Below are 23,213 nucleotides of genomic sequence, written 5' to 3' on the forward strand. Positions count from 1 at the left end.
GGTTTAGTTTCCATCTGGTTTAGTAATTTCAAATCGGTCACTCAAAGGAAGTGTCCAGTTCGAAATATAATTTGGTTTTTTGGGATTGTAATTTTGAACTTCTTTTCGGATTTGCTTTTTTAACGGAATATCGAGTTCGCGAATTCCTTTAAGTACACATAGCGCAATTTCGTTTGCTCCAAAACTATTAAAATGAGTGTTGTCTTCCAAAACTTTTACCTGTCCAGGAAAAGTATTCGCAGGATATTGCACAAAAGCCTTTCTTGACGGTTCATCGCCCCAGGTTTCGTATAATTCGGTTGTTATTTTGGTAATATCGATAAGTGCTGCATTGTTTTTTTCTGCAACAATTCGCATGGCGGCAGGAAAATCACCATGTGTTTCTTTTAAAGTTCCGTTTTCATTAAAAGCACGGCGTTGCGTAGGCGTCACCAAAACCGGAATTGCTCCTTTATCTCTGGCAGACTGGACAAATTCGGCTAAAAGAGTAGAGTAAGAACCCCACGCACCATTTCCTTCACCTTTTATCTTTTCGTCATTATGTCCAAATTCCACAAATAAATAATCTCCTTTTTTAATAAGTGAAAGAATCTTTTTTAATCGGTTTCCACCTTTAAAAGAACTCAGCGCTGAACCTGAAACCGCATAATTGGCTACCACAACCGTATCGTCAAAATAGTTGGTTATAAATTGTCCCCACGAAGCCCATGGTTCCAAATCCTGATCTGTTACAGTTGAATCTCCTGCTAAATAAACGACTGTGAGATTGTCTTTTTTGGTGATTTTTATACTTTGAATAGTAACATCTCCTAAAAACTCCAGTGTAAGTTTGTCATCCCAATTCAGAATATCTTTTTCTCTGTCTTTAAGGGAAACATTCTGGGTCTCATCAATTTTTGGAGTTCTCACATTTACATTAAAAATTTTGGTTACCGGTTTTCCTTTTTTTATCGAAAACTGATCCAGCATTAATCTTCGTGACTCCGCTTTAATAGTAATATTTGATGCTCTTTCATTACTTCCCATAACTACTTCAATCTGGTAATTTCCTTCTGGAAGTTTTACAGAAAAATAAGTTGGTTTAATCGCAGAAAATGTATTCGGGTTGATTTTTACATTCGATGCCGAATTAAGATCAAAACCATATCCTTTAGCAGCATCATATAGTAAAGGTGTGTTTACAGCTATTCCTTGTTTACTTTTTTGTGTAGTTCCAAAATTAAATAGTTGATTTTCGGTACTATCATTTGGATTAATTTCAGTTAAAGAATCACCATTTAAAGCAAATAAATTTATCTGTATTGCTAAGCAAAAAAATAGACAGAAGGAAGTTTTAAATTTTATCAAGTTTTTCTTTTTTAAAATTATTGTAAAATCAAAACTAACGGTTACTTATTTATATAGTATCCTGTACTATGATGTTAAAAAAATGAAAGAATATAAATTATGATATTGAAAAAATCAGGTAGGTACAGGATGCAATACCATAAAAAAACGAAGAAATTGCGTTTAAATTATCAAAATCATTAGGTGTTTGATAATGATTATGTGCCTCTGAATTATTAAATTTTATGAAAACCAAAAACAATACCATCCCGACTTTTATTGGCTTATTATTGCTGTGCCCTTTGCTAACTATAGGACAGGAAAAAGAAGCTGTGCGTAAAATTCATTATGCTCCTGAAGGGAATAGTTTTGTTTTAAAAAACGGTACGAGAAAATTCAACAGGGCACTTTATGGCTCGAATACAGGTTTTAGAGTTGAAACCGGGGATTTGCCTGAATTTGCGATGTACATGCCGGGAATGGGCGGGAATTTGAAATTTGGTTTAATCAATGGCAACGACAGTAAATGGATTACTGAAGCATCAAAAATCAGTACCAAATATATATTGGGAATGATGCAATATGAAATTCAGGACCCCATTTTAGATAACGGAAAACTGATTGTAAAAGTAGTTGCCTTAAAAGAAAAAGAAGGTTTTATAGTAAAAGTATCAGGCGAAAATGTATCCAAAAAGATAAATTTAGTCTGGGCATACGGCGGTGCAACGGGGAAAAAATTCAGTCGTGACGGCGATATTGGTGCCGACCCTGAGTCGGTGTTTTATTTACAGCCTGAATATTGTACCAATAATAAATATACGCTAAAAAAACAGTCTTTTTTACTGGAATACGGTTCTGAAAGCAATAAAGAGAAAACGGGTAATAACAAAAAACTAACAGGCTATTTTCCGGGTTCTGATATAAAGCTAGCCAATCCAAAACAGCAGAAAACACCTTTGGAATTATACAGTTCCAATCCTGAAAATCTGATGCTTGTTACAGGAAAAAATGCCATTTCAAAAAGCGACATGTTTTGGCTGTTTTCAAGCGAGGATTTAAAATCGGATGTTTCTCAAAAAGGATTATCGCAATTGTATGACAAATCGGTTCAGGAAACATATCTTTTGGCGAATAGAGTAAAGGTTGTAACTCCGGATCCTTACATTAATACATTAGGTTCAGCACTTTCAATAGCAGCCGACGGAATTTGGGAAAGCCCGGCTTATCTTCATGGTGCTATTGCATGGCGCATGTACCTGAATGCGTGGCGTGGCGCTTATACAGCTGATCCTTTAGGCTGGCATGATCGTGCGAAAACTCATTTTACAAGTTACAGTAAATCACAGGTTACGACTCCTGAAAACGGTCCAATTGTTTTGGATACGGTTCGAAATTTTGCACGCCAGAAAGAAGTTTTGGGAACTTCGATGTTTAGCAGTGGTTACATCAGCCGTAATCCGAATAAAAACTCCGTAGCACATCATTATGATATGAATCTGGTTTTTTTCGATCAGATGCTGAGGCATTTTAAGTGGACGGGAGATACTTCGTTTATGAAAGAAATGTGGCCCACAATCCAAAGGCATTTAAACTGGGAAAAAAGAAATTTCGATCCGGACAATGACGGACTTTATGATGCCTATGCAACCATATGGGCAAGTGATGCTTTGCAATACAGTGGTGGCGGTGTGATTCATTCTTCGGCTTATAATTTTTATGCAAATAAAACAGTTGCTGAAGTAGCCAAAAAAATCCAGCAGAATGAAAAGCCCTTCACTTATAAGGCTGATAAAATCTTAAAAGCTTCCAAAGACCAACTCTGGATTCCAAAAAAAGGAATTTTTGCAGAATATAAAGATGCATTAGGAAACAGATTATTGCATGATGTTCCGGGTGTCTGGAGTATTTATCACACTATTGATTCCGAATTATCGAATCCGTTTGAGAGTTATCAGATGCTGAGTTATGTGGATAAGCAAATTCCGCATATCCCTATTTCAGCAGAAGGACTTGATAAAACAGATCTTTATATGATCAGTACAACAAACTGGCAGCCTTATACGTGGTCTATTAATAATGTGGCTCTGGCAGAACAACTGCATACTTCTTTGGCTTTTTGGCAGGGCGGTCAATCTGAAAAAGCTTTTAAAATGTGGGAAAGTGCTTTAGTAGAAAGTATGTATCTTGGCGCTTCTCCGGGTGGTTTTGAACAGCTTATGTATCAGGATGCCATAAGAGGCGAATTGTACCGCGATTTTGCTGACCCGATTGGAATGGCGTCGAGAACTTTGGTAGAAGGACTGTTCGGAATCCAGCCCGATGCTTTGGCTGAAGTACTGACAATCCAACCGGGATTTCCTTCAAAATGGAATCACGCAGCTTTGGATATCCCGGATATTTCAATTGATTTTAAAAGAGAAAACAAAACAGACTCCTATTTCATAAAAAATCAGTTTACAGCAAAAATGAATCTGAAACTGGTTGTAAATGCACCTTTTGACGGAATTAAGGATGTAACAGTTAATGGAAAATCAGTTAGCTGGAAAAATATTCCGGAAAGTATCGGAGCTCCAAAAATTGCTGTTGAAGTACCGTATGATGCTTCTTATGATGTGAAAATTAACTGGAAAGGGGATGTTTTAGAAGATATCAAAACTGTTGCTTCATTAACTGCAGGAGAATCTTTTAGCATAACAACCACTAAAGCAGAAATAGTTTCAGTTTATGACCCCCAGTCTATTTTGAATGAAATTTCAAAAACAAATAAATCATTTCAGGCAATTGCATATGGCAACAAGGCTAAAACATTTTTTATTCAGTTAAAGCAAGGAGATGTAATCTGGTGGCAGTCTGTTGAAGTTGATTTGAAATCTAAAATTGAATCAGAAATTATTCAGTTAAAAAATAACAATGTAGAAATTACACTGAAAAATAATTCGGAAAGTAAAATTGAAGGAAATATAGTTTTTGATGCTTCCGCAAAAGACAATCAGCAAAAGATTTCTCTAGGTACAAATCAGAAAGAAAGTCTTGTTATCCCGTTTGAAAAATTAGTTCCGGGAACCAATAAATTTTCAGTTAACTCGGGTTCAAATACCATAAAAGAAGTAACTTTTACAAACTGGGATATTCCCTTCAGCAATTCAAAAAAACAGGAAAGCGTTTTGCTTTCTTCTTTTTTTAATTCGAAAGTAACAGATGTTTTCAGCGAGAAATACTTGTCTCCAAGACCGCAAACAGTAACCTTGCAGCTTCCAATAAACGGAATCGGAAATTGGTGTTACCCAAATGTTTCTGTAAAACTGGACGACTCAGGGCTGCGTCAAAAAGCAAAATCAAATGGAGAAATTACAACTCCTGAAGGAATTGTTTTCAAAACGTCTTCTGAGGAAAATCTAAAAAATATCATCTTTACATCACAGTGGGATAATTTTCCAAAAAGTGTCAACATCCCGTTAAGCGGAAAAGCTTCGCATATTTATTTTATGGTGGCCGGAACGACAAATCCGATGCAAAGCCGTATCGTAAATGGTGAAATCCAGGTTAATTACACAGACGGAACCTCGGAAATTTTACAGTTGAAAAACCCTGAAAACTGGTGGCCAATCGAGCAGGATTATTTTGTTGACGGACTGGCCTTTACAACAGATGCTCCAAAACCACCAAGAGTCTATTTGAAATCAGGTGAAATTTCAAGAACTTTTAATGATTTCAAAAGTATAAAAGGATATTCAAATTATGGAGTCGATGGTGGAGCCGCAACGATTTTGGATTTACCTTTAAACAAAAATAAAACCTTGAAAAATCTTACTCTGAAAGCAATTGCCAACGATGTGGTTATTGGGCTGATGAGTGCTACACTAATTAGATAAAAAGAATTCAATGTCAATATCAATTTCAAAAATCAATATCAATTTCAAGATTTAATTCAACTCACTCAAAATAATTAACTGCTTTATGAAAAAAATATTCTCCCTGTCTTTTTTGATGTTGTCGATTTCTTTGTTTTCACAACAAAAAATAGACAGGAAAGCATTGGTAACAAGACACAATGTTCACATTACTGCAATAGATACTTTAGCTTCTTTAACTGTAGGTAACGGTACTTTTGCTTTTACAGTTGATGCTACGGGACTGCAAAGTTTTCCAGAGAAATACCAAAACGGGATTCCGCTTGGAACACAGTCTGAATGGGGTTGGGACAGTTATAAAAATACTGAGAATTATAAGTTTTCTGAGACTCTAAAAGACGTAGATCAGTATGGTCGTAAGATTTCGTATTCAACACAAATTAAAGAACCTGCACGAAAAAAAGAAGCAGTCGAATGGTTTCGTCAAAACCCGCATTTATTACAATTGGGAAATATAGGTTTTGAAATCATCAAGAAAGATGGCAGTTTAGTAAAACCGGATGATATTAAAGCTATTAATCAAAAGCTGAATTTATGGTCAGGAAAAATTGAGAGTTATTTTGAGGTGGAAGGCACTTCCGTGAAAGTGATAACGGCTTGCGATCAGACAAAAGATGCTTTAGGCTTTAAAGTAGAATCAGATTTAATTCAGCAAGGGCGTTTGAAAATTCGTGTCCGAATCCCTTTTCCAACAGGACTATGGGGTGATATGGGTACGAAATGGGAAGAAAAACAGGATGTAAGCATTTCAGCCGTTGCTATTGCGGGGACTGAGATGGGGAAAAAATGGGGTGGAAAACAAGATTATAAAAGTAATCTGAAAATCAAAAATAAATCAGAAGCTACCATTACACACGTAATGGACAGTATTTCGTATGATATTAATTTGAAATGGAAAGGCACTGCATCGATTAAAGAAAAAGCAAAACATTATTTTGTTGTAGAGCCTTCAAAAAGCAATATAATTGAATTGAGTTGTTCGTTCATCCAAACAGATAAAAATAAATCTGTAATTCCTTCTTTTGAAGCGATTGAAAAAAGCAGTATCGGTGGTTGGGAATCCTTTTGGGAAAGCGGGGCAGCAGTAGATTTTTCTGAAAGTACAGACAAACGTGCACATGAACTGGAGCGACGTGTGATTCTTTCGCAATACCTGACCAAATTACAATGTACAGGGAAAGTTCCGCCACAGGAAACGGGTTTGACTTATAACAGCTGGTACGGAAAACCACACTTAGAAATGCACTGGTGGCATGGTGTGCATTTTGCACTTTGGGACAGACCTGAATTACTGGAAAAAAGTCTTCCGTGGTATCAGAAAGTTTTTGAAAAGGCTAAAAATATCGCCAAAAGACAAGGTTTTGAAGGGGCAAGATGGCAGAAAATGACAGATTATGATGGTAATGAAAGTCCGTCTTCAGTAGGGGCATTCTTAATTTGGCAGCAGCCGCATTTTATTACCTATGCAGATTTGATCTATCAGGCAAAACCAACAGCATCAACTTTGAATTTATACAGCGAACGTGTTTTTGCAACCGCTGATTTTATGGCTTCATTCGCTAATTACGACAGTAAAAACGATCGTTACGTTTTAGGGCCGGGCGTGATTCCGGCGCAGGAAAGATTCAAAGCCATCGAAACTTTTAACCCAACCTATGAACTTGCATACTGGAACTGGGCATTGAAAACTGCTATTGCGTGGAAGAAAAAATTAAATCAAAAAGTACCTGAAAAATGGGAAGACGTTTTGAAAAAACTATCTCCTTTGCCAATTGCAAAAGATGTGTATCTGGCAACAGAAAGTGCTACAGATTCCTATACCAATCCAGAATTTAAAACGGATCATCCATCGGTTTTAGGAACTTTCGGAATGCTTCCGGAAACGTCTCTTCTGGATAAAAAAATCATGAAAAACACATTTGATTTAGTTTGGAATACCTGGACATGGGATAAAACCTGGGGTTGGGATTTCCCAATGACAGCGATGTCTGCAGCCCGTTTGCAAATGCCTGAAAAAGCGATTGATGCACTTTTTATGAATGTAGTAACCAATACGTATTTAAAAAACGGACATAATTACCAATCGCCAAGACTAACGCTGTATCTTCCGGGTAACGGAGGATTACTAACAGCTGTTGCGATGATGTGTGCAGGCTGGGAGGGAAATACTATCGAGAATCCGGGGTTTCCTAAAGACGGAACATGGAAAGTTAAAAGTGAAGGATTTAAGAAGATGTTTTAATTTTTTTAAAAGGTGCTAAGTTGCTAAGGTTCTGAGATACTAGGTCTTAGTTTTAAGTTCAGTTTGTCATTTCGAGGAACGAGAAATCTCCGTAAGAAACTCCGTAAAGTGAATCGTCAATCTTTGTAGAGCTACTTATGAAGATTTCTCGTTCCTCGAAATGACATAAATTGTGTCAAAAAATCTGCTTTTAGTCAAATAAAAAATAGTTTTTTTTACAATAAACCTTATCTGCTAAAATCAGTCTAAGTATGCATAAAACTTTATAAACCAAAACCAATTATGAAAAATAAAATTTTAGTAACGTTATTCCTTTTGTCGGGTTCAGTTTTGTTTGCCCAAAGACAAATGGAAAGTTTAGACCGTGGCGTAATTGCAATAAAAGATAAAAGTCAGTTTTTTATCAGCTGGCGTATTTTAGGAACAGATACAGATAATCTGGCTTTTAATTTATACCGAAAGAGCGGTTCAAAAAAAGCGATCAAACTAAATGAAAAGCCTATAACCGGGGCTACAAATTTTGTTGATTCCAAAGCAAATCCGAACGAAGAAAATACCTGGTTTGTAAAAACGGTTTTAAAAGGAAAAGAGGCAGAAGCCAAAGGAAGCTTTACGATTACTGCTTCAAGTCCGGACAAGGATTATTTGTCAATTGTGATAAAACCCGTTGAAGGTTACATTCCGAATGATCTTTCGACCGGTGATTTAGATGGCGACGGAAGATATGATCTAATTGTTCACATGACCGGAAAGGGACATGATAATTCGCATACCGGTATTACAGATCCGCCTATATTTCAGGCGTATACTTTAGAAGGAAAATTTTTATGGCAGATTAGTTTAGGGAAAAATATTCGCGAAGGAGCGCATTATACACAGTTCATGGTCTATGATCTCGATGGAGACGGAATTGCAGAACTGGTTTGCAAAACAGCTGACGGAACTACGGACAGTGAGGGAAATGTGGTTGGAGATGCTTCAAAAGACTGGGTAGAAAGAGATCCAAAATCGGGAACTTATGGAAAGATTTTAAAAGGGCCTGAATATCTTTCCATTTTCGACGGACGAACCGGAAAGCTGGTTACAACCACAGATTATATTCCGGAGCGTGGTGATTTGGCTGGCTGGGGCGGACATGGAGGTAGCGGAGGTAATGATACCAAAGGAAACAGAATCGATCGTTTTACAGCTTGTGTTGCTTATTTGGACGGCATTCATCCAAGTGTAGTGATGTGCCGTGGTTATTATGGCAGAACAGTTTTAGCAGCATTTGATTTTAAAAATAAAAGGCTGACTTCAAGATGGGTTTTTGACAGTAAAGACGCTGAAAATCCTTATTCTGGAATGGGAAATCATGGTCTTACAGTTGCTGATGTTGATAATGACGGAAAAGATGAAATCATTTACGGCTCGATGTGTGTAGATGATAATGGCAAAGGATTGTATACAACCGGTTTCAGGCACGGAGATGCACTGCATGTTTCTGATCTGGATTTAGATGTTCCAGGCTTGGAAGCGTTTGGAATCCATGAAATTGAAAATAAAACGACCGGTCCGGGTGTAGCCGTTTTTTCAGCAGCAGACGGAAAAGTTTTGTTTACCGATTCTTTAAATGAAGATGTGGGCAGGGGAGTGGCAGATAATATCGATCCGACAAGAAAAGGTGCACAATGCTGGTGGTCAGGCTCTCCGTTTTTATATGATATGAAAGGAAATAAAATAGGAGATGCACCAAAATCAATCAACTTCCTGATTTATTGGGATGGTGACACTTCAAGAGAAATTCTGAATTCAAATTATATTGACAAATATGGCAAGGGCAGATTGTTTACGGCAACTGGAGCAGTTTCGAATAACGGAACAAAATCAACTCCGGCACTTTCTGCAGATATTTTAGGCGACTGGCGAGAAGAACTGATTTTAAGAAACGAAGACAATACTGAATTACGAATTTATTCGACTACAATTCCAACTGATGTAAAACAATATACTTTAATGCATGATCCTCAGTACCGTTTGAGTATTGCCTGGCAAAATGTAGGGTATAATCAACCACCTCATACCGGTTTTTATTTTGGAAGCGGGATGAAGCCGGCACCAAAACCTAATATTGTTTTGGTGCCTAAGAAGTAATAGTTTCTATTAAATGAATAATAAAAAAGTCCGTTTCAAATTCATGAAACGGACTTTTTAGATTTGTGATTTATTGGGGCAAAAAACAAACCTTGTTTATTATTGAAAACTATTGATAATTATTTTAGATGTTGAAGTCTGGCTGTTTTTAGTCAGTTTTAAAATATACAAACCCGTTTTTAAATTTAAATGAAGTGAATTATCATTCGTTTTACCGGCAGCTTGTTTTTTACCTAATACATCAAACACTTCGTATTGTATAGTTTCATTATCAGCATTATTGATGAAGATATTTCCATCAGAAGGATTTGGATAAACGGCTACTGATTTTAATACATTGTTATCATCAACTGAAAGTACTGGTGGCGTGTAAGTAAAAAGTTCATTTCCAGTTGTACCATTATCACCTTTAAAAAATAATTTTCCGTTTAAAACAGCAATATTATCAATATCAAAAATAGTGTCATCAACTCGTTCAATGATTGTACCATTTGTTCTGTATAAATATTTTAAAGTACCATTTTGACCTGAATAGTATAAATAACTATTTAAAACAGTATAATCCGAAGGGTTGTGGTCGCCAGTTATATTGCTTAAATTTGTAATAGTATTAGCTGCGGGGTCGTAAACCCAAAGTTGATCGCCAGAAGTGCCGTTATCAGCTTCAAAATATAATTTACCATTCCAATTAAATAAACTTGTAGCACCAGTAAGTGATGCTGCAGCGGTTACAGCTACAGTGCCTGCAGTAGTTCCATCTGTTTTCCATAAAATACCAGCTCCGGCTTCAAAATATAATTCGCTACCTACTACGGTAAAGTTGCTAATGCCGGCATTAGTTCCATAATCTGTGATGTTCTTTATAAGCGTAAAGGTATCATTTGCTGGGTCATAAGCATATAACTTCAAACCTAAAGCATCAGTGGTATAACTCATATAGCAAAAGATTTTGTTATTAAAAGGCATAAATATTCCTCCTGTAACACTTTCGACACCTGTACCTACATCAGCTACCTTTACAGTTGTGGTTCCGTTAAATTCATACAATCTATTAAAATCTACAGTATTTACATAGTATACTAAACCATTGAATTCTGCAGGGTTAAATATAAAAGAATTACCTGTGGCTACCGTTCCAGATTCTGTACCATCGGTTTTAAATAAAACATTTCCTGAACCCGTATTCGCTGAAAAATATAAATTTGAATTGTAGCTAAAAAAGCCTGTTGGACTTGAATTGTTACTACCGGGTCTTAAATCTTTTACAAAGGTGGTTCCAGTGGTTGTACCATCGGTTACCCATAATTCTTTTCCTAAATCTACAGCACCAGGGCTATTTGTTCCAGTAGCATCATCGGCTCCAAAATATATTTTATTATTAAAGAATATTAAATTTTCTGGCGAAGAGTTTCCTGTTCCATTATTTATATCTTTTACCAGACTTATTTGCCCAAACGACAGGGCGGATATTAGTAATAAAAAAAAGTATTTGTTTTTCATATTTTATAGGTATTAATGTATTTATAAAGAATTCAATTTTTTTAATGAAATTATAAGAGAATTATATTTTTGTTTTTTTGACTTTAAGTGAAATTAGTAGGGGTATTGAGACTATAAAAGGAAATACTATTACAAGAAAAATTAAGATTGCAGGTTGTTTAAACCGATCCTGCTTTTTTAAGATCTGGAATATGGCAATAGGTGTAAGTATCAGATGTAATAAAACACAAAGTTGATATAGAAATAAGCCTGTTTCAAATTGGTTGATTAATTGATTCATAATAGTTATTGTTTAGGTTTTATTAAAAATTATTTAGGAAGATCCGGAGCCATAATTCTTCTCGTTGGTGTACTTAAGGTTTCAATAAAAGCCAATAAATCACTCATTTCTTCTTTGCTTAAGCTTAACTTTTTAAGCATGGGATCTACTTTTGGGATTAAAGAATCACGTGGGGTTCCCAGGTATTTTTTCTGAACAGGAGAAGGGTTTCCTAAATTGTAAAGTTCTACGACATCCAATAAAGTTGGAAAATGCCCGTGATGCATCCATGGTTTTGTATTGACTACTTCACGAAGCGTAGGCGTTCTGAATTTGCCGATATCTTTAACATCTTTTGTTACGTTGTAACGACCGAAATCTTCATTTTTTGTTCCGAATAAAACCTGTCCGTCATTATGAAACTGGTTGTCACTGAAATAAGGTGTATTGTGACAGTTGATGCATTGTGCTTTGGTTCTGAACAAATGCAGTCCTTTTACCTGCTGATCGGTATAAGCGTCTGATTTTCCGCTAACGAAATGATCGAATTTACTTTTCGGACTGTTGATGGATCTTTCGAATGTTGCAATCGCATACTGAATGCGTTCCAAAGTCACTTTTTTATCTCCAAATGCAGCTGAAAACAAAGGGTTATACCCTTTAATTTTGCCAATTTTACCGACAGCAATTGTTAGTTTTTCATTCATTTCTAAAGGATCACTCACAGGAAACTGTGCCTGATCTTCTAAACTCTTCGCACGGCCGTCCCAAAACAGGGAAGTAGCGTAGGCCGAATTTAAAATGGTCATAGAATTTCGTTTTCCAGTCTGGCGGTCATGACCAAAAGAACGGGTCAGGTTGTCGGTCCATCCTAATTCCGGATTATGGCAGGAAGCACAGGCAATTTGTCCGCTGACAGATAATCGTGGATCAAAAAACAATACTTTTCCCAGACTTTCTTTTTCTTTAGAATACGGATTGTAAGCAGGATAAGGCACAGCAGGAAGCACCCCGATATCCTGAAATTTGGACTTGTCTATGCTTTCATGCAATTCTGCAGTAGGCCATTTTGAGGCATCTCCGCTGGAGTATAGTTTTCGTAATTCCGGAATATCAATATAATCAGGTTCTTCGATGCCTTTGTATGCTGTTAAACTCAACAGTAATATTGCTGCAGGTATTATTATTTTTTTTGCGTTCATAATTTATAGATCTATTGCTGTTCTACAAGGTTCATCTAATGGCGCTACTGTTGGGAAAGTGTTTTTATTGTAAATTTTGTATTTACCGGTAACAGTTCCTCCAAATAGTTTCTCGTTGGTAAGTTTCAGTTCAAAAGAAATTTCAAATAAACCGGTGCTTATTTCTTTATAAGTTCCTTCGCCTTCAATAGAAATAGTGTGGCTATTCCCGTTCGTTCCTGCAATTTTAATGTATTGCGGAATAACGAGTACGGTTCCATTGGTTTTGCTGTTTCCATTTTCCGGGAAAAATTCAAGGGCAGGGTTTATATTAAAACCAGGAGAATTGGCTGCAGTACTGCTAGGATTAATAAACCATCTTTTTAAATTAAAAGAGTTCACTGTATTAGTTCCGGATGGGGGGCGAAAACCTATTTTGAAAGCATCGTGATAAATATCATCATTAGGATTTGCGGTACCTTTATCACTATATAAAACAGCATTTGGATTATCTTTGGTAACCACAACCGGATAAGTCTGTGCATTAAAAGCCTGCCATACACAGGTTCCGCTTCTGTCAAGCCAGTTTACACCATATGTTAAAAAATTTGAAATATTTAAATCATAAAATTTGGAAGCAGGATTCGCTAAAACATCACGAGGTGTTTTTATAGGTTTTTTTATCGTTAAAATAGTATTTCCGTTTGCTATATAATTTGAGCCAGTTTTTAATGTAATTTCAGTTTTATATTCTGCATCATCATTCTGAATATCTTCCAAAAGAGTCAAATGATAGGTAATAAAACTTCTATTATCACCATATTCATCGTGAGTTAAAGAATAATCGAATCCATTCAGAAAACTGAATATTTCAAGATTTTCAATTTCTGACGGAATAAATCCATTAGGAAAGTTTACTTTAAAATCTACTTTTTCACCAACTTCACCTTTAATGGTAAATTGATTTTCAGGAAATGTATAGCTTGTAGCTGCTTCTCCCAAATTAATGGTAAAAATATTGTGGGGAGCCTGAGTGTTTAAATTTCCAATATGAACCAAAGGGTCAGATGCATTTTCTAATTTCAGGGTAATAGTTTGCTTATCTTTCCATCTTTTGTCAAAAGAAACAAAAATAGTATCCGTTAGTTTATTTCCTTCAAAAACTAATTCATTTTCAGGAACCATACTGTAACTGTTTATATCTCCTGATGTTACTGAACTAAATTTAACTGTTACTGGAGATTTTAAAGTTGTAGAAGTTAAAGTAACGGGTACTTTTAGGGTTTTGACCGATTTGTTTTCAAATGTACTTACCGGAAGCAAACCTGTATTTACTGTGGGATATTCCAGAGGTATTCCTGCAGAAGTGGTTAAAAAATTGAAACGTACAAACGGGTCAACGTTTTTAGAATCTAACCTGTAATCATCTTTTGAACAGGAATGAAATAACATTATAATAATACTTAATACAGCTATAATTTTACTAATACGATTCATTTTGTTTCAGATTTGTGTTAATATTAGTGTTGTTGCGGGGGATAGGTAATACAAATTTGAGTGATGGATAATCCATACTGCAATTAAGTGATTGACAGCCATCGTTTCTTGAAATGTTCTTATGGTTTCTGGTTGTATCAAAAAATAAATGTCCCTCAAAACAAAGTTCTTTTCGTCTTTCTAAAAATATAGCATCTTCTAAATTTTCAGAATCGGTTAGCAAGGTTGCATTTGCTCTTTCTCTTATTGTATTGATATCCGTTTTAGCCTGAACGGTGTTATTCAGTTTTAAAGCTGCTTCAGCCCGAATTAAATATTGTTCACTCATTCTAAAAGCAACATACCCCGGATTACCCTGAAATTTTTTAGTGAAATAATAATTTCTGTCTACTAATTGTAAATTAATCAGGGTTTGTAATGGCTGTACCAAAAACAGCTGTTTTCGAAGGTCGTCTGTTTCATATAGATTTATCAAATCTTCTGAAGCAACATAATCACTATAAACAGTTGGAGATGTATATCCAAAATAGAATGATAAAGAAATGTTTGCTGTTCCCTCCAGATTTCTTGGTATTGAAAATTCGAGTAAAATTTCAGAAATAGGTAAATCCGGTTTTTCCCATTGGACAATAAGATTAGCAGAGTTCATTAATGTTACTCCTGAGTTTGTTATAACATCATTAGCTGTTTCATATGCATTTTGCCAGTCATTTTTAGATAAATAAACTCTGGATAACAAAGCTTTTGCATTTATCTTATTAAAATACGAATAAACAGGTCCGTTTTGAAGTAGATTATCTGAATAAAGATCTAATGCTTTTTTTATATCATTTATGATATAGTTGTAAGTATTTGCAGCACTCTCTCTTGATGGATATTGAAGCCCGTTCTTAATAGACTTCTGATTGTAAACAATTCCAGGATGTGAAGCATCATTTGTGTAACTGTAATTCTGGCTGTATAATTGACTCAATAAAAAATGCACATAAGCTCTTGCTGTTAAAGCTTCAGCCTTAATCTGATTTTTTTCGGATTCTGTTGCGTCTGTCAAAGCATCTGTAAATTCTAAAATTAAATTGGCTTCATTTATGGCTTCATAGGCATAGCCATAAAAAGCAGAAAAGTTTGAATTATCAGCAGAATCATCAAAAGAATAGAAGTTTGTGATGGCAGTAGGAACACGAAATTGGCCTTTTATAGTACCGACAGCAGAAGGTGTAATTTTTAAATTACCACCCTGGATGTCAGAATAAACAATAAAAGCCGGAACATTTACAACATCCCTGATATCACCATACATGCCATTTAAAGCCTCTAGAACACCTTTTTTGGTTTTTAGCTGTTCCTCAATAGAAGTTTGTGTGCCTGGTTCCTGTTCTAAAAAATCACTACAGCTTTGTAACAAACAAATAATTCCCAGAAGTATCAGAAACTTAAATTGTTTTATATTTTTAAAATAGTTCATCTTTTTAAAATTTAGTATTAATTCCTAACGAAATAGTTCTCGCCTGAGGATAAGTATAATTAAGTTCCCGTATCCCATTCATTCCTGACGGGCTTTTCTCTTTGTACCAATAAAGTACATTAGACACATCACCAAAAATGGTTAAATTATCCAGAAAAGTATTTTTTACAGGTACGCTATAACTTAAGTTGATATTGTTAATTTTAATATAGGTAGCATCATAAACGTACTTACTCATATTAGGTATTATCGGATTGTCACCCGGGGAAGGCTGTGTAACGATATCTCCCTGATTTCTCCAATAATCATAAGCATTTACAGTCATGTTACGGTTTGATGTTGTTCTGTATTTTGCAATAATATCATCAGAAACAAATTTGTCGCCACCCCATTGAAAAGCACCATTTATAGATAAAGTTATATTATCGTTTAATGAAAACCTGTTACTGAAACCTCCAAATGCTTTTGGCTGGGTATCTCCAATGGGTTCCCAATCTGCTATAGTAAATAAGCTCATATAGGTTCTGGAATCGTAAACCTGGCCATTTTTTCGGATAAGATCCCTGCCTGTTGCCGGATCGATACCAATCCAGTTTACTCCCCAAATTGTGGTAGTACTGTAACAAACTTTTTGAGCAAGTGCCTTATTTGATTCGGAGAATTCACTACCTAAACCGATTAGTTCAGTTACTTTATTTTCAATTGTAGAGATGTTAAACGAGGTTGACCATTTAAATTTGCCTTTTTGAAACCATTTAATTCTGGTTGTAAACTCCAAACCTTTGTTGTACATACTTGCTGCATTTAATTCCAGTGTTCCATAACCATTTTCAGAAGGAATGTCTCTTGCAACAATTAAATCAGACAAATCATCGTAATAATATTCCAGCGATAATTCAATGGCTTTAAATACGTTAAAATCAATACCGGCATTAAATTTTACATTTTTTTCCCAGCTGAGCTGGCCATTTGGGGCATCAGCTACAGTTGCACCGATTCCGCCATTGTATCCATTTTGAGTAATATCATATAAACCTTTAGAGCGATAGGAACCAATTCTTGAATTACCTGTTGAACCATAGCTTACCTTGAATTTTAATAAATCAATCCAGGAGTTCGATATTAAGAAATCCTCATTACTGGTTATCCAGGACAGACCTGCTCCGCTGTTTAAAGCAACATTAGTATCATTACCAAAAACAGAACTTTGATCCCGTCTTAAATTTCCTAAGAAATAGTATTTCTTTTTATAGTTGTAATTGATTTGCGAGAACAAGGATACTCTTGAACCATAACTAATTTCATTTCTATAAGTCTGGTTTGCTTTTGTCTCATCAAAAGCTGTTAAAGGGTCATCATCTTGTATGGCATCTGCAACAGCATTTACAATATTAGGATTTACAAACCCGGTTGCAGAAGAATAATGAAATTTTCCGTTTTCTTCTGAAAGCTCAAATCCTAAAACACCATCTATTGTATGATCCTTATTAATTTTTTTATCAAACAGCATTTGTCCCTGCCAGTTCCATTTAGTAGAATTTCGTTCATTAACAGCTCTTCTTCCCCAATTAAAATGAGTGATTCCATCCAGAATAAAAGTTCCGCTGGTTCGTCCACTTTCATTTTCTCCTGAAAAATATCGATCCTGATTTTTATCTTTATAATCGATCCCAAAAAGAGTTGAGAATTTAAAAGTTTTATTCAATTGATATCCTAAATTTAAGCTTCCTAAAAGACCATAAGTATCTGTTTGATTTTTATTTTGGGCAATAGCGGCTAAAGGATTACCTCCGTTTACTCCTGTTACTCCGGTAATGGTGTAAGATCCATCCTCGTTAAATGGAGACAATGTTGGTATATAAGCATGCGTATAATAAATATTAGGAGCATTCTTTTTAATGTAACTAGGATTTAAGGATAAGTTAAGATCCCATTTAGATACTTTATAACCTAAATTTATTCCTGCATTTAATTGTTTAGTAATGTTTCCTAATTGAGGTTCATCAATATTTAAGTAGGCCAGGTTAGCCCGATAAGAAAACTTTGAATCAGCTCCTGAAACATTAAAATTGTATTTATTATAAATTCCGGAATTATTTAATAAGTCAAACCAATCTGTATTAATACCATTGTAAGGTACAATCGCAGGTGATGAAGAAGTATTTTTTAAATATTCATTTCTAACTTCTGTATATTGTTCTCCGTTTAAATATTTTATTTGGTTAATAGCAGTTGAAACCCCTAGCTGATTTGAAAAGCTAAATTTAGTTTTTCCGATTTTTCCTTTTTTTGTTGTAATCAGGATAACACCATTAGCACCATCAGCGCCATAAATACCAACGGCTGCGGCATCTTTAAGAAAGTTAACACTTTCAATGTTATCAGGTGATATTTGAGCCAAAGGATTTGATAATGCTTCAGAAAAAGCCGATTGTCCATTAAAAAAGGAACTATCAATATATGCTTCTTCAGCCATAATAACCCCATCAACTATAATAAGTGGCTGAGTTGAAGTTCCGGTAATATTACCATTTACAGCCTTTATAGTTCCCTGTCCGCGAATATTGATTTTTACAGGACCTCCAACTCCCGAAGTATTTTCAATCAAAACCCCTGCAATTTGTCCTTCCAGCATTTTGTCAATACTTTCAGATGCTTGTTGTACGGGTATGTCTTTTGCCGTTATAGTTGAAATACTCCCTACAATTTCCTCTTTTAGCTTTTTTGTCCCATAAGAAGATGTAATAATAACCGGATTTAGCTCATCTACAGCTTCTTCCATGTAAAAAGTAAAACTATTTTTATGTCCAACTTCCTGATTTTGAGTTACCATTCCCAGAAGCACAACCTGAAGTACAACATTATTAATGTCTTTTTCTCTTAACTGGTAGATAAATCGTCCGTCAAAATCGGTTATGGCACCTCTCCCGGTTCCTTTTACCATTACAGTAGCTCCTGATAGCGGCGAGCTATCTTTAGCACTTAGTACAACTCCTTTGATTGTTCTTTCTGTTTCGTCTGAACTATCTGCAGAGGCAGGAGCAGAGCTAGTTAATAAAACCTGTTTTTTCTGGATGTAAAATGAAATATTTCTGCCTTTGAATAATTTTGTTAAAACAGTTTCCAAGGAGGCATTATTCACATTGATACTGGCTTTTTGATCAGTATCTATCTTTTTTGCATTGTATATAATCCTAAAATCACTTTGTTCTTCAATAGATTTGATTATCAGATTTATAGGTTCATTATTTAGATGCAGTGTAATCGATTTTTTTTGCGAAAAACCTTTAAAACAGGATAAAAAAATGGCTAAGAAAAATATAATTTTTCTTGAATAATTTTTTGTAAACGTCATATTTTTAGTAAGTTATGGAAGGTTGTTAATGGTAATGGTATTTTGGTTAATTGTGTAATCAAACGGGGTATCACGTTTTAGGAGTTCTAAAATGTTTTCGACACTCGATTCACTAATTTTAATTGTCCCGGTGAAATTCTGTCTGGCTAAATCAGAATTTTTATTAATAATTTCAACATCATAGGTTCGCTGAATTATTTTCGCAATAGTTGAGAACGGGGTATCATGAAAAGTAAGCTCGCCTTTTGTCCATTTAGAATAAAAAGCAGAATCGACAGACTTTGTTGTGATTTTCTTCGTACTGTTTTGCCATGTAGCCATTTGGTTTGGTTTCAGCAATACAGAATTCGATGGATTTTGAGTTTCATACATCTGAATACTTCCTTCAACCAAAACACTATTAACAGAAGGATTTTCAGGATAAGCACTCACATTAAATTTAGTACCAAAAACCTCAATATCTACCTGATTTGAGTTTACTATAAAAGGATGTTCTTTGTCTTTGGCAACTTCAAAAAATGCTTCTCCGGTTAAAAAAACAGTCCTTTTTCCGTTAATACTAAATTGCTCAGGATATCGTAAAGTGGTTCCGGAATTCAAACTTACAACTGTTCCGTCTGAAAGTGTAAGTTTAAATGTCTTTCCATAGGGCACTTTAAGTGAGTTGTATACGACTTCTCTATTCTTTGTTTTTTCAAAGTATACAATTTGCCCCGGAAGTTTTTTTGCAATCAGTTCGCCTTTATCATTTACTAAATTTGTCTGATTATTTTTTGTGATGTATTCTGTTTGTCCGTTGCCTAATTCAAGAACAATTTCCTTTGAAGATTTTGTTTTTTGACTAAAATTATAAGCAATTCTTCCTAAACCAAGCAATACTAAAAATGCAGCAGCATATTGTAAATATTTAGCGGCTTTATTTTTTTGTTTAATTTTAATTACCGGAGTAGTATCAGCTGTAATATCTTCAGCAAGGCCATTAAGCGCCCATGTCTTCTTTATTGTAATAAACTGCTTTTTGTTTTCTTCAGAAGCATCAATCCATTCAAAAAGAGTTTGAATTTCCTGTTCTGAGGCTTCATTGGATAAATACTTATAAATGATTTCTGATGGCATAATTTGAGTTTTAAACTTCTCGTTATTATGAGTACACTTCAGAAATAAAAAACCCTATGGTCAATTTTTAATTATTACAAATAAGGATAAAAATAAGGAATAAATAATCAGATAATTTTGTTTTTAAAATCTTCAAAGCCTTTGTCATGTGGGCTTCAACGGCTTTTAGAGTAACTTGCATTTCTGCTGCAATTTCTGCGTTTTTTTTATTTTCAAAACGTTTTTTGATAAAAACTTCACGCGTTTTGGGAGGTAAATCGTTGATTGATTCGTTAATGATACGTTCTAATTCGGTTAATTCTAAAGTGTCAAACTGAATTGAATTTAAGATTTCAATATCGAGTTCTCTTTCTTTATGATTTAATAGGTCGTTTTTGAATTTGTCTTTAACTTTATTGTGTCTGATGAAGTTAAGACATTTCGATTTAGCGTAAGTATATAAAAAGGATTGTATTCCGTTTATAGAATCAATGTTTTCCCTGTTTTGCCATAAATTAATGAAAGCTTCCTGAGCAAGATTCTCGGCTTCATCCTTATCATAAATGAACTGAATGCCAAAGGATGTAATCCGGCAGAAATATTTATCATAAAAATAGGTAAATGCAGCTTCCTTTCCCTTTTTAAAAGATTCAAAAGTTTCGGATTCAAAGCTGGTGTTACTATTCATTTATATTTTATCTCTGGTAAAGGATTACAAATTATGATCCTAAAGTGGTATTAGGCCAGAAGCTGGTGACAAAGATAAAATATTATTTATATTAATTCTAAATAAAAGAAATAAGTTTTAAAAATTAACATTAAAGACCGTTATATAGTAGTGCTGTTAAATCGAGTTTCTGTCAATAAAATTGAAAGGCACTTTTACTTCTCCTTTTTCTTTGTTTAAAATCATTCTTGCTGCAATTTCTCCCATTTCATTAAAATCAGTAGACATAACAGTTATACCTAACAAGTCTTTTAACGGAGTATCATTGTAGGATATAATACCGATGTCGCTTCCTAATACATATTCTTCGTCCCTGATTTGTTTGACTAAATTAACCAAGTCAGATTCTTCTATAGTGATAAATAAATCTCCTTTTTTAAGGATCATATCATCGTAAACTTCACTTAGAATTTCAAAATTAATCTCGTGTTCTACACAAAATTTCCTGAAACCATGCAAAATTCTCCTTGGATAAGGATAAACAGCTTTTTCCGGATATATTAAAATTAACCTTTTGTATTTGTTGATTTTTGTAAGTCCTTCTTTTAAGGCATTGTAAATATCATTTTCAAAATCCTGATATATTTTGATAACCTCGCTTCCTAATCCAATTTTTATGTTATCCATAATTACCAGTTTGTCCTGTGGTATTCTCTGGATGGCTTTTGCCACTTCATCGGTAAAACTCAAATGTTTTAATTCATCTGTTTTAAAGTGTGTCGTAATAACATAATAATCGTATGCACCTTCAAATTTATCCAGCAGATTTAAAAATAAGGTTTCATCGCAATGGTATATATGTAAGTCAACATGTGCATTTGCTCCTAATGTATTAATAAAAGAGCTGTAGGTTTTCATTTTATACGCACTCAGTTTATTAAACAGGAACAAAATATTGACTTTAGATTCTAATTTCGTTCGGGTAATATAGTATCCTTTTCCTCTTATGGAAGAGATAATTTTACGCTCTTTTAAAATATTATAAGCTTTCTCAACAGTATCCCTTGACATGTAAAACTCTTCACTGAAGTTGTTTATAGAAGGAATCTTTTGATTTATTTTCAGGTTACCGTTGGCAATATTTTGCAGAATTGAATCTACAATTTGCTTGTATTTTGGAACCCTTGAATCTTCATCTATTTTAATTAATTTAATCATGGTTGATATAGTAAAGTCTCACTCAAATGTATTGAGAAGGTATTATAAATTGCATTATGTGTAATAATTTTCTTTAAAAAGTATTAAAAGATATTAATTACGCAGGCGTTTGCTAAAATATGAATTTTAAATTTAAAAAATCACAATAATTCGATTCTTATTGCAATAATTTATGATTTAAAATAAATATAAATTAAGGAAAGGACAGTACAGGATAGTTTTCTTTTTTACATTCTCTTATTTTACCAAACCAATAACTATCAACTTAAACCACAAAAAAAATTAAATGGAATCATTACTCGGAATTATTTTTCACTCCATTGGAGGATTTTCGTCAGGCAGTTTTTATATGCCTTTTAAAAAAGTTAAAGATTGGGCTTGGGAAAGCTACTGGTTAATAGGAGGTTTTTTCTCATGGTTAATTGTTCCGCCAATCGCTGCTTACTTAACAATTCCGAATTTTACAGATATTATTGCTAATGCAGCTCCAAACATAAAAGTGTTGGCATACACAATGGGATTGATCTGGGGAATCGGAGGATTGACTTACGGACTAGGTGTTCGCTATTTAGGAATGTCATTAGGTAACTCAATCACCTTAGGGTTTTGTTCTGCTTTCGGTGCTTTAATTCCGCCAATTTACTACAATTTCAGTCCAACAGAAGGTAAGGAATCAATTAGTGACATGTTTGCAAACACAGGAGGGCAAATGGTTTTGGGTGGAGTACTTATATGTATCATAGGTATTGCTATTTTAGGAAAGGCTGGGATGCTGAAAGAAAAAGATTTTGCAACAGGACACGAAGATAAAGACAAGGATTTCAGTTTAGTAAAAGGTTTAATTATCGCGATTGTATCCGGTATTCTAAGTTCGTTTTTTAATTTCGGAATTGAAGCAGGAAAACCAATGGCTGATGTGGCTAATGAGGCGTGGAAAACATTGAATCCAAATCAGGGCGAATTTTTATTTCAAAATAATGTTACCTATATAGTTATCCTTTGGGGCGGATTAACAACTAACTTTTTATGGTGTATCTATCTTAATTTTAAAAATAAAACTTTTAGTAATTATACAGATACTAAAACACCGATTTCAAAAAATGTACTTTTTTCAGCTATTGCAGGTACTATGTGGTTCCTTCAGTTTTTCTTCTACGGAATGGGAGAAAGTAAATTAGGAAACGGAGCAAGTTCATGGATTTTACATATGTCAACTATTATACTTACTGCCAACTTTTGGGGATTCTACCTTAAAGAATGGACAGGTGTAACTAAAAAAACGTTCAACACATTTTTGTTGGGCATCGGACTCATCATGTTATCTATTGTTGTAGTCGGAATTGGAAACTCTTTATAATAATCAA

General features: G+C 34.5%; 13 protein-coding genes. 4 read left to right on the top strand and 9 right to left on the bottom strand.

The genetic code is table 11. The features are described from left to right. Positions 1-3: 3 nt before the first annotated feature. Positions 4-1,347, bottom strand: coding sequence for a rhamnogalacturonan acetylesterase (locus JE46_RS01625; protein WP_236010713.1), 1,344 nt, complete (start codon positions 1,345-1,347; stop codon positions 4-6). Positions 1,348-1,571: 224 nt separating this feature from the next. On the opposite strand from JE46_RS01625, the gene JE46_RS01630 reads away from it, so the two are divergent. From JE46_RS01630 to JE46_RS01640, 3 genes are all read left to right on the top strand, one after another. Beyond that, a complete protein-coding gene (locus tag JE46_RS01630; protein ID WP_031453511.1) occupies positions 1,572-5,198 on the top strand; it encodes a DUF4450 domain-containing protein in 3,627 nt (1,208 codons plus the stop codon). Positions 5,199-5,283: 85 nt separating this feature from the next. Then, positions 5,284-7,479: a hypothetical protein gene (locus tag JE46_RS01635; protein WP_031453512.1), complete on the top strand. Its 2,196-nt coding sequence runs from the start codon at positions 5,284-5,286 to the stop codon at positions 7,477-7,479. A gap of 282 nt (positions 7,480-7,761) precedes the next feature. Then, the gene (locus JE46_RS01640) at positions 7,762-9,612 is read left to right on the top strand and encodes a rhamnogalacturonan lyase (RefSeq protein ID WP_031453513.1); all 1,851 of its coding nucleotides are present in this window, start codon (positions 7,762-7,764) and stop codon (positions 9,610-9,612) included. 99 nt (positions 9,613-9,711) lie between these two features. Here JE46_RS01640 and JE46_RS01645 read toward each other — a convergent pair whose 3' ends face one another. From JE46_RS01645 to JE46_RS01685, 8 genes are all read right to left on the bottom strand, one after another. Further along, on the bottom strand, positions 9,712-11,112 hold the full coding sequence (locus tag JE46_RS01645; protein WP_031453514.1) for a T9SS type A sorting domain-containing protein: 1,401 nt from the start codon (positions 11,110-11,112) through the stop codon (positions 9,712-9,714). 309 nt (positions 11,113-11,421) lie between these two features. After that, positions 11,422-12,573, bottom strand: a complete 1,152-nt coding sequence (locus tag JE46_RS01655; protein ID WP_031453516.1) for a cytochrome-c peroxidase — start codon at positions 12,571-12,573, stop codon at positions 11,422-11,424. Between the two features lie 3 nt (positions 12,574-12,576). Further along, on the bottom strand, positions 12,577-14,049 hold the full coding sequence (locus JE46_RS01660; protein ID WP_031453517.1) for a hypothetical protein: 1,473 nt from the start codon (positions 14,047-14,049) through the stop codon (positions 12,577-12,579). After that, positions 14,036-15,514 carry a RagB/SusD family nutrient uptake outer membrane protein gene (locus JE46_RS01665; protein ID WP_236010711.1) on the bottom strand — a complete coding sequence of 493 codons (1,479 nt, stop codon included), beginning with the start codon at positions 15,512-15,514 and terminating at the stop codon, positions 14,036-14,038. Before JE46_RS01665 ends, JE46_RS01660 begins: the two co-directional genes overlap by 14 nt. A 4-nt stretch (positions 15,515-15,518) precedes the next feature. Continuing rightward, the gene (locus JE46_RS01670; RefSeq protein ID WP_031453519.1) at positions 15,519-18,869 is read right to left on the bottom strand and encodes a SusC/RagA family TonB-linked outer membrane protein; all 3,351 of its coding nucleotides are present in this window, start codon (positions 18,867-18,869) and stop codon (positions 15,519-15,521) included. A gap of 12 nt (positions 18,870-18,881) precedes the next feature. After that, positions 18,882-19,985 (bottom strand): FecR family protein, encoded by a 1,104-nt coding sequence (locus tag JE46_RS01675; protein WP_031453520.1) that lies wholly within the window; start codon positions 19,983-19,985, stop codon positions 18,882-18,884. Positions 19,986-20,052: 67 nt separating this feature from the next. Beyond that, the gene (locus JE46_RS01680) at positions 20,053-20,652 is read right to left on the bottom strand and encodes an RNA polymerase sigma-70 factor (RefSeq protein ID WP_031453521.1); all 600 of its coding nucleotides are present in this window, start codon (positions 20,650-20,652) and stop codon (positions 20,053-20,055) included. Positions 20,653-20,808: 156 nt separating this feature from the next. Then, positions 20,809-21,849: a GntR family transcriptional regulator gene (locus tag JE46_RS01685; protein WP_031453522.1), complete on the bottom strand. Its 1,041-nt coding sequence runs from the start codon at positions 21,847-21,849 to the stop codon at positions 20,809-20,811. 286 nt (positions 21,850-22,135) lie between these two features. Between JE46_RS01685 and rhaT the strand changes: the two genes are divergently transcribed. Beyond that, positions 22,136-23,206, top strand: coding sequence for an L-rhamnose/proton symporter RhaT (gene rhaT / locus JE46_RS01690; RefSeq protein WP_031453523.1), 1,071 nt, complete (start codon positions 22,136-22,138; stop codon positions 23,204-23,206). The last annotated feature ends 7 nt before the right edge of the window (positions 23,207-23,213 follow it).

The sequence above is a fragment of the Flavobacterium chungangense LMG 26729 genome (assembly GCF_000735715.2).
Lineage (GTDB): Bacteria > Bacteroidota > Bacteroidia > Flavobacteriales > Flavobacteriaceae > Flavobacterium > Flavobacterium chungangense.

Coding starts and splice junctions, on each gene's coding strand:
- JE46_RS01630 (WP_031453511.1), top strand. CDS start 1,572: ATGAAAACCAAAAACAATACCATCCCGACTTTTATTGGCTTATTATTG.
- JE46_RS01635 (WP_031453512.1), top strand. CDS start 5,284: ATGAAAAAAATATTCTCCCTGTCTTTTTTGATGTTGTCGATTTCTTTG.
- JE46_RS01640 (WP_031453513.1), top strand. CDS start 7,762: ATGAAAAATAAAATTTTAGTAACGTTATTCCTTTTGTCGGGTTCAGTT.
- JE46_RS01645 (WP_031453514.1), bottom strand. CDS start 11,112: ATGAAAAACAAATACTTTTTTTTATTACTAATATCCGCCCTGTCGTTT.
- JE46_RS01655 (WP_031453516.1), bottom strand. CDS start 12,573: ATGAACGCAAAAAAAATAATAATACCTGCAGCAATATTACTGTTGAGT.
- JE46_RS01660 (WP_031453517.1), bottom strand. CDS start 14,049: ATGAATCGTATTAGTAAAATTATAGCTGTATTAAGTATTATTATAATG.
- JE46_RS01665 (WP_236010711.1), bottom strand. CDS start 15,514: ATGAACTATTTTAAAAATATAAAACAATTTAAGTTTCTGATACTTCTG.
- JE46_RS01670 (WP_031453519.1), bottom strand. CDS start 18,869: ATGACGTTTACAAAAAATTATTCAAGAAAAATTATATTTTTCTTAGCC.
- JE46_RS01675 (WP_031453520.1), bottom strand. CDS start 19,985: ATGCCATCAGAAATCATTTATAAGTATTTATCCAATGAAGCCTCAGAA.
- JE46_RS01680 (WP_031453521.1), bottom strand. CDS start 20,652: ATGAATAGTAACACCAGCTTTGAATCCGAAACTTTTGAATCTTTTAAA.
- JE46_RS01685 (WP_031453522.1), bottom strand. CDS start 21,849: ATGATTAAATTAATTAAAATAGATGAAGATTCAAGGGTTCCAAAATAC.
- rhaT (WP_031453523.1), top strand. CDS start 22,136: ATGGAATCATTACTCGGAATTATTTTTCACTCCATTGGAGGATTTTCG.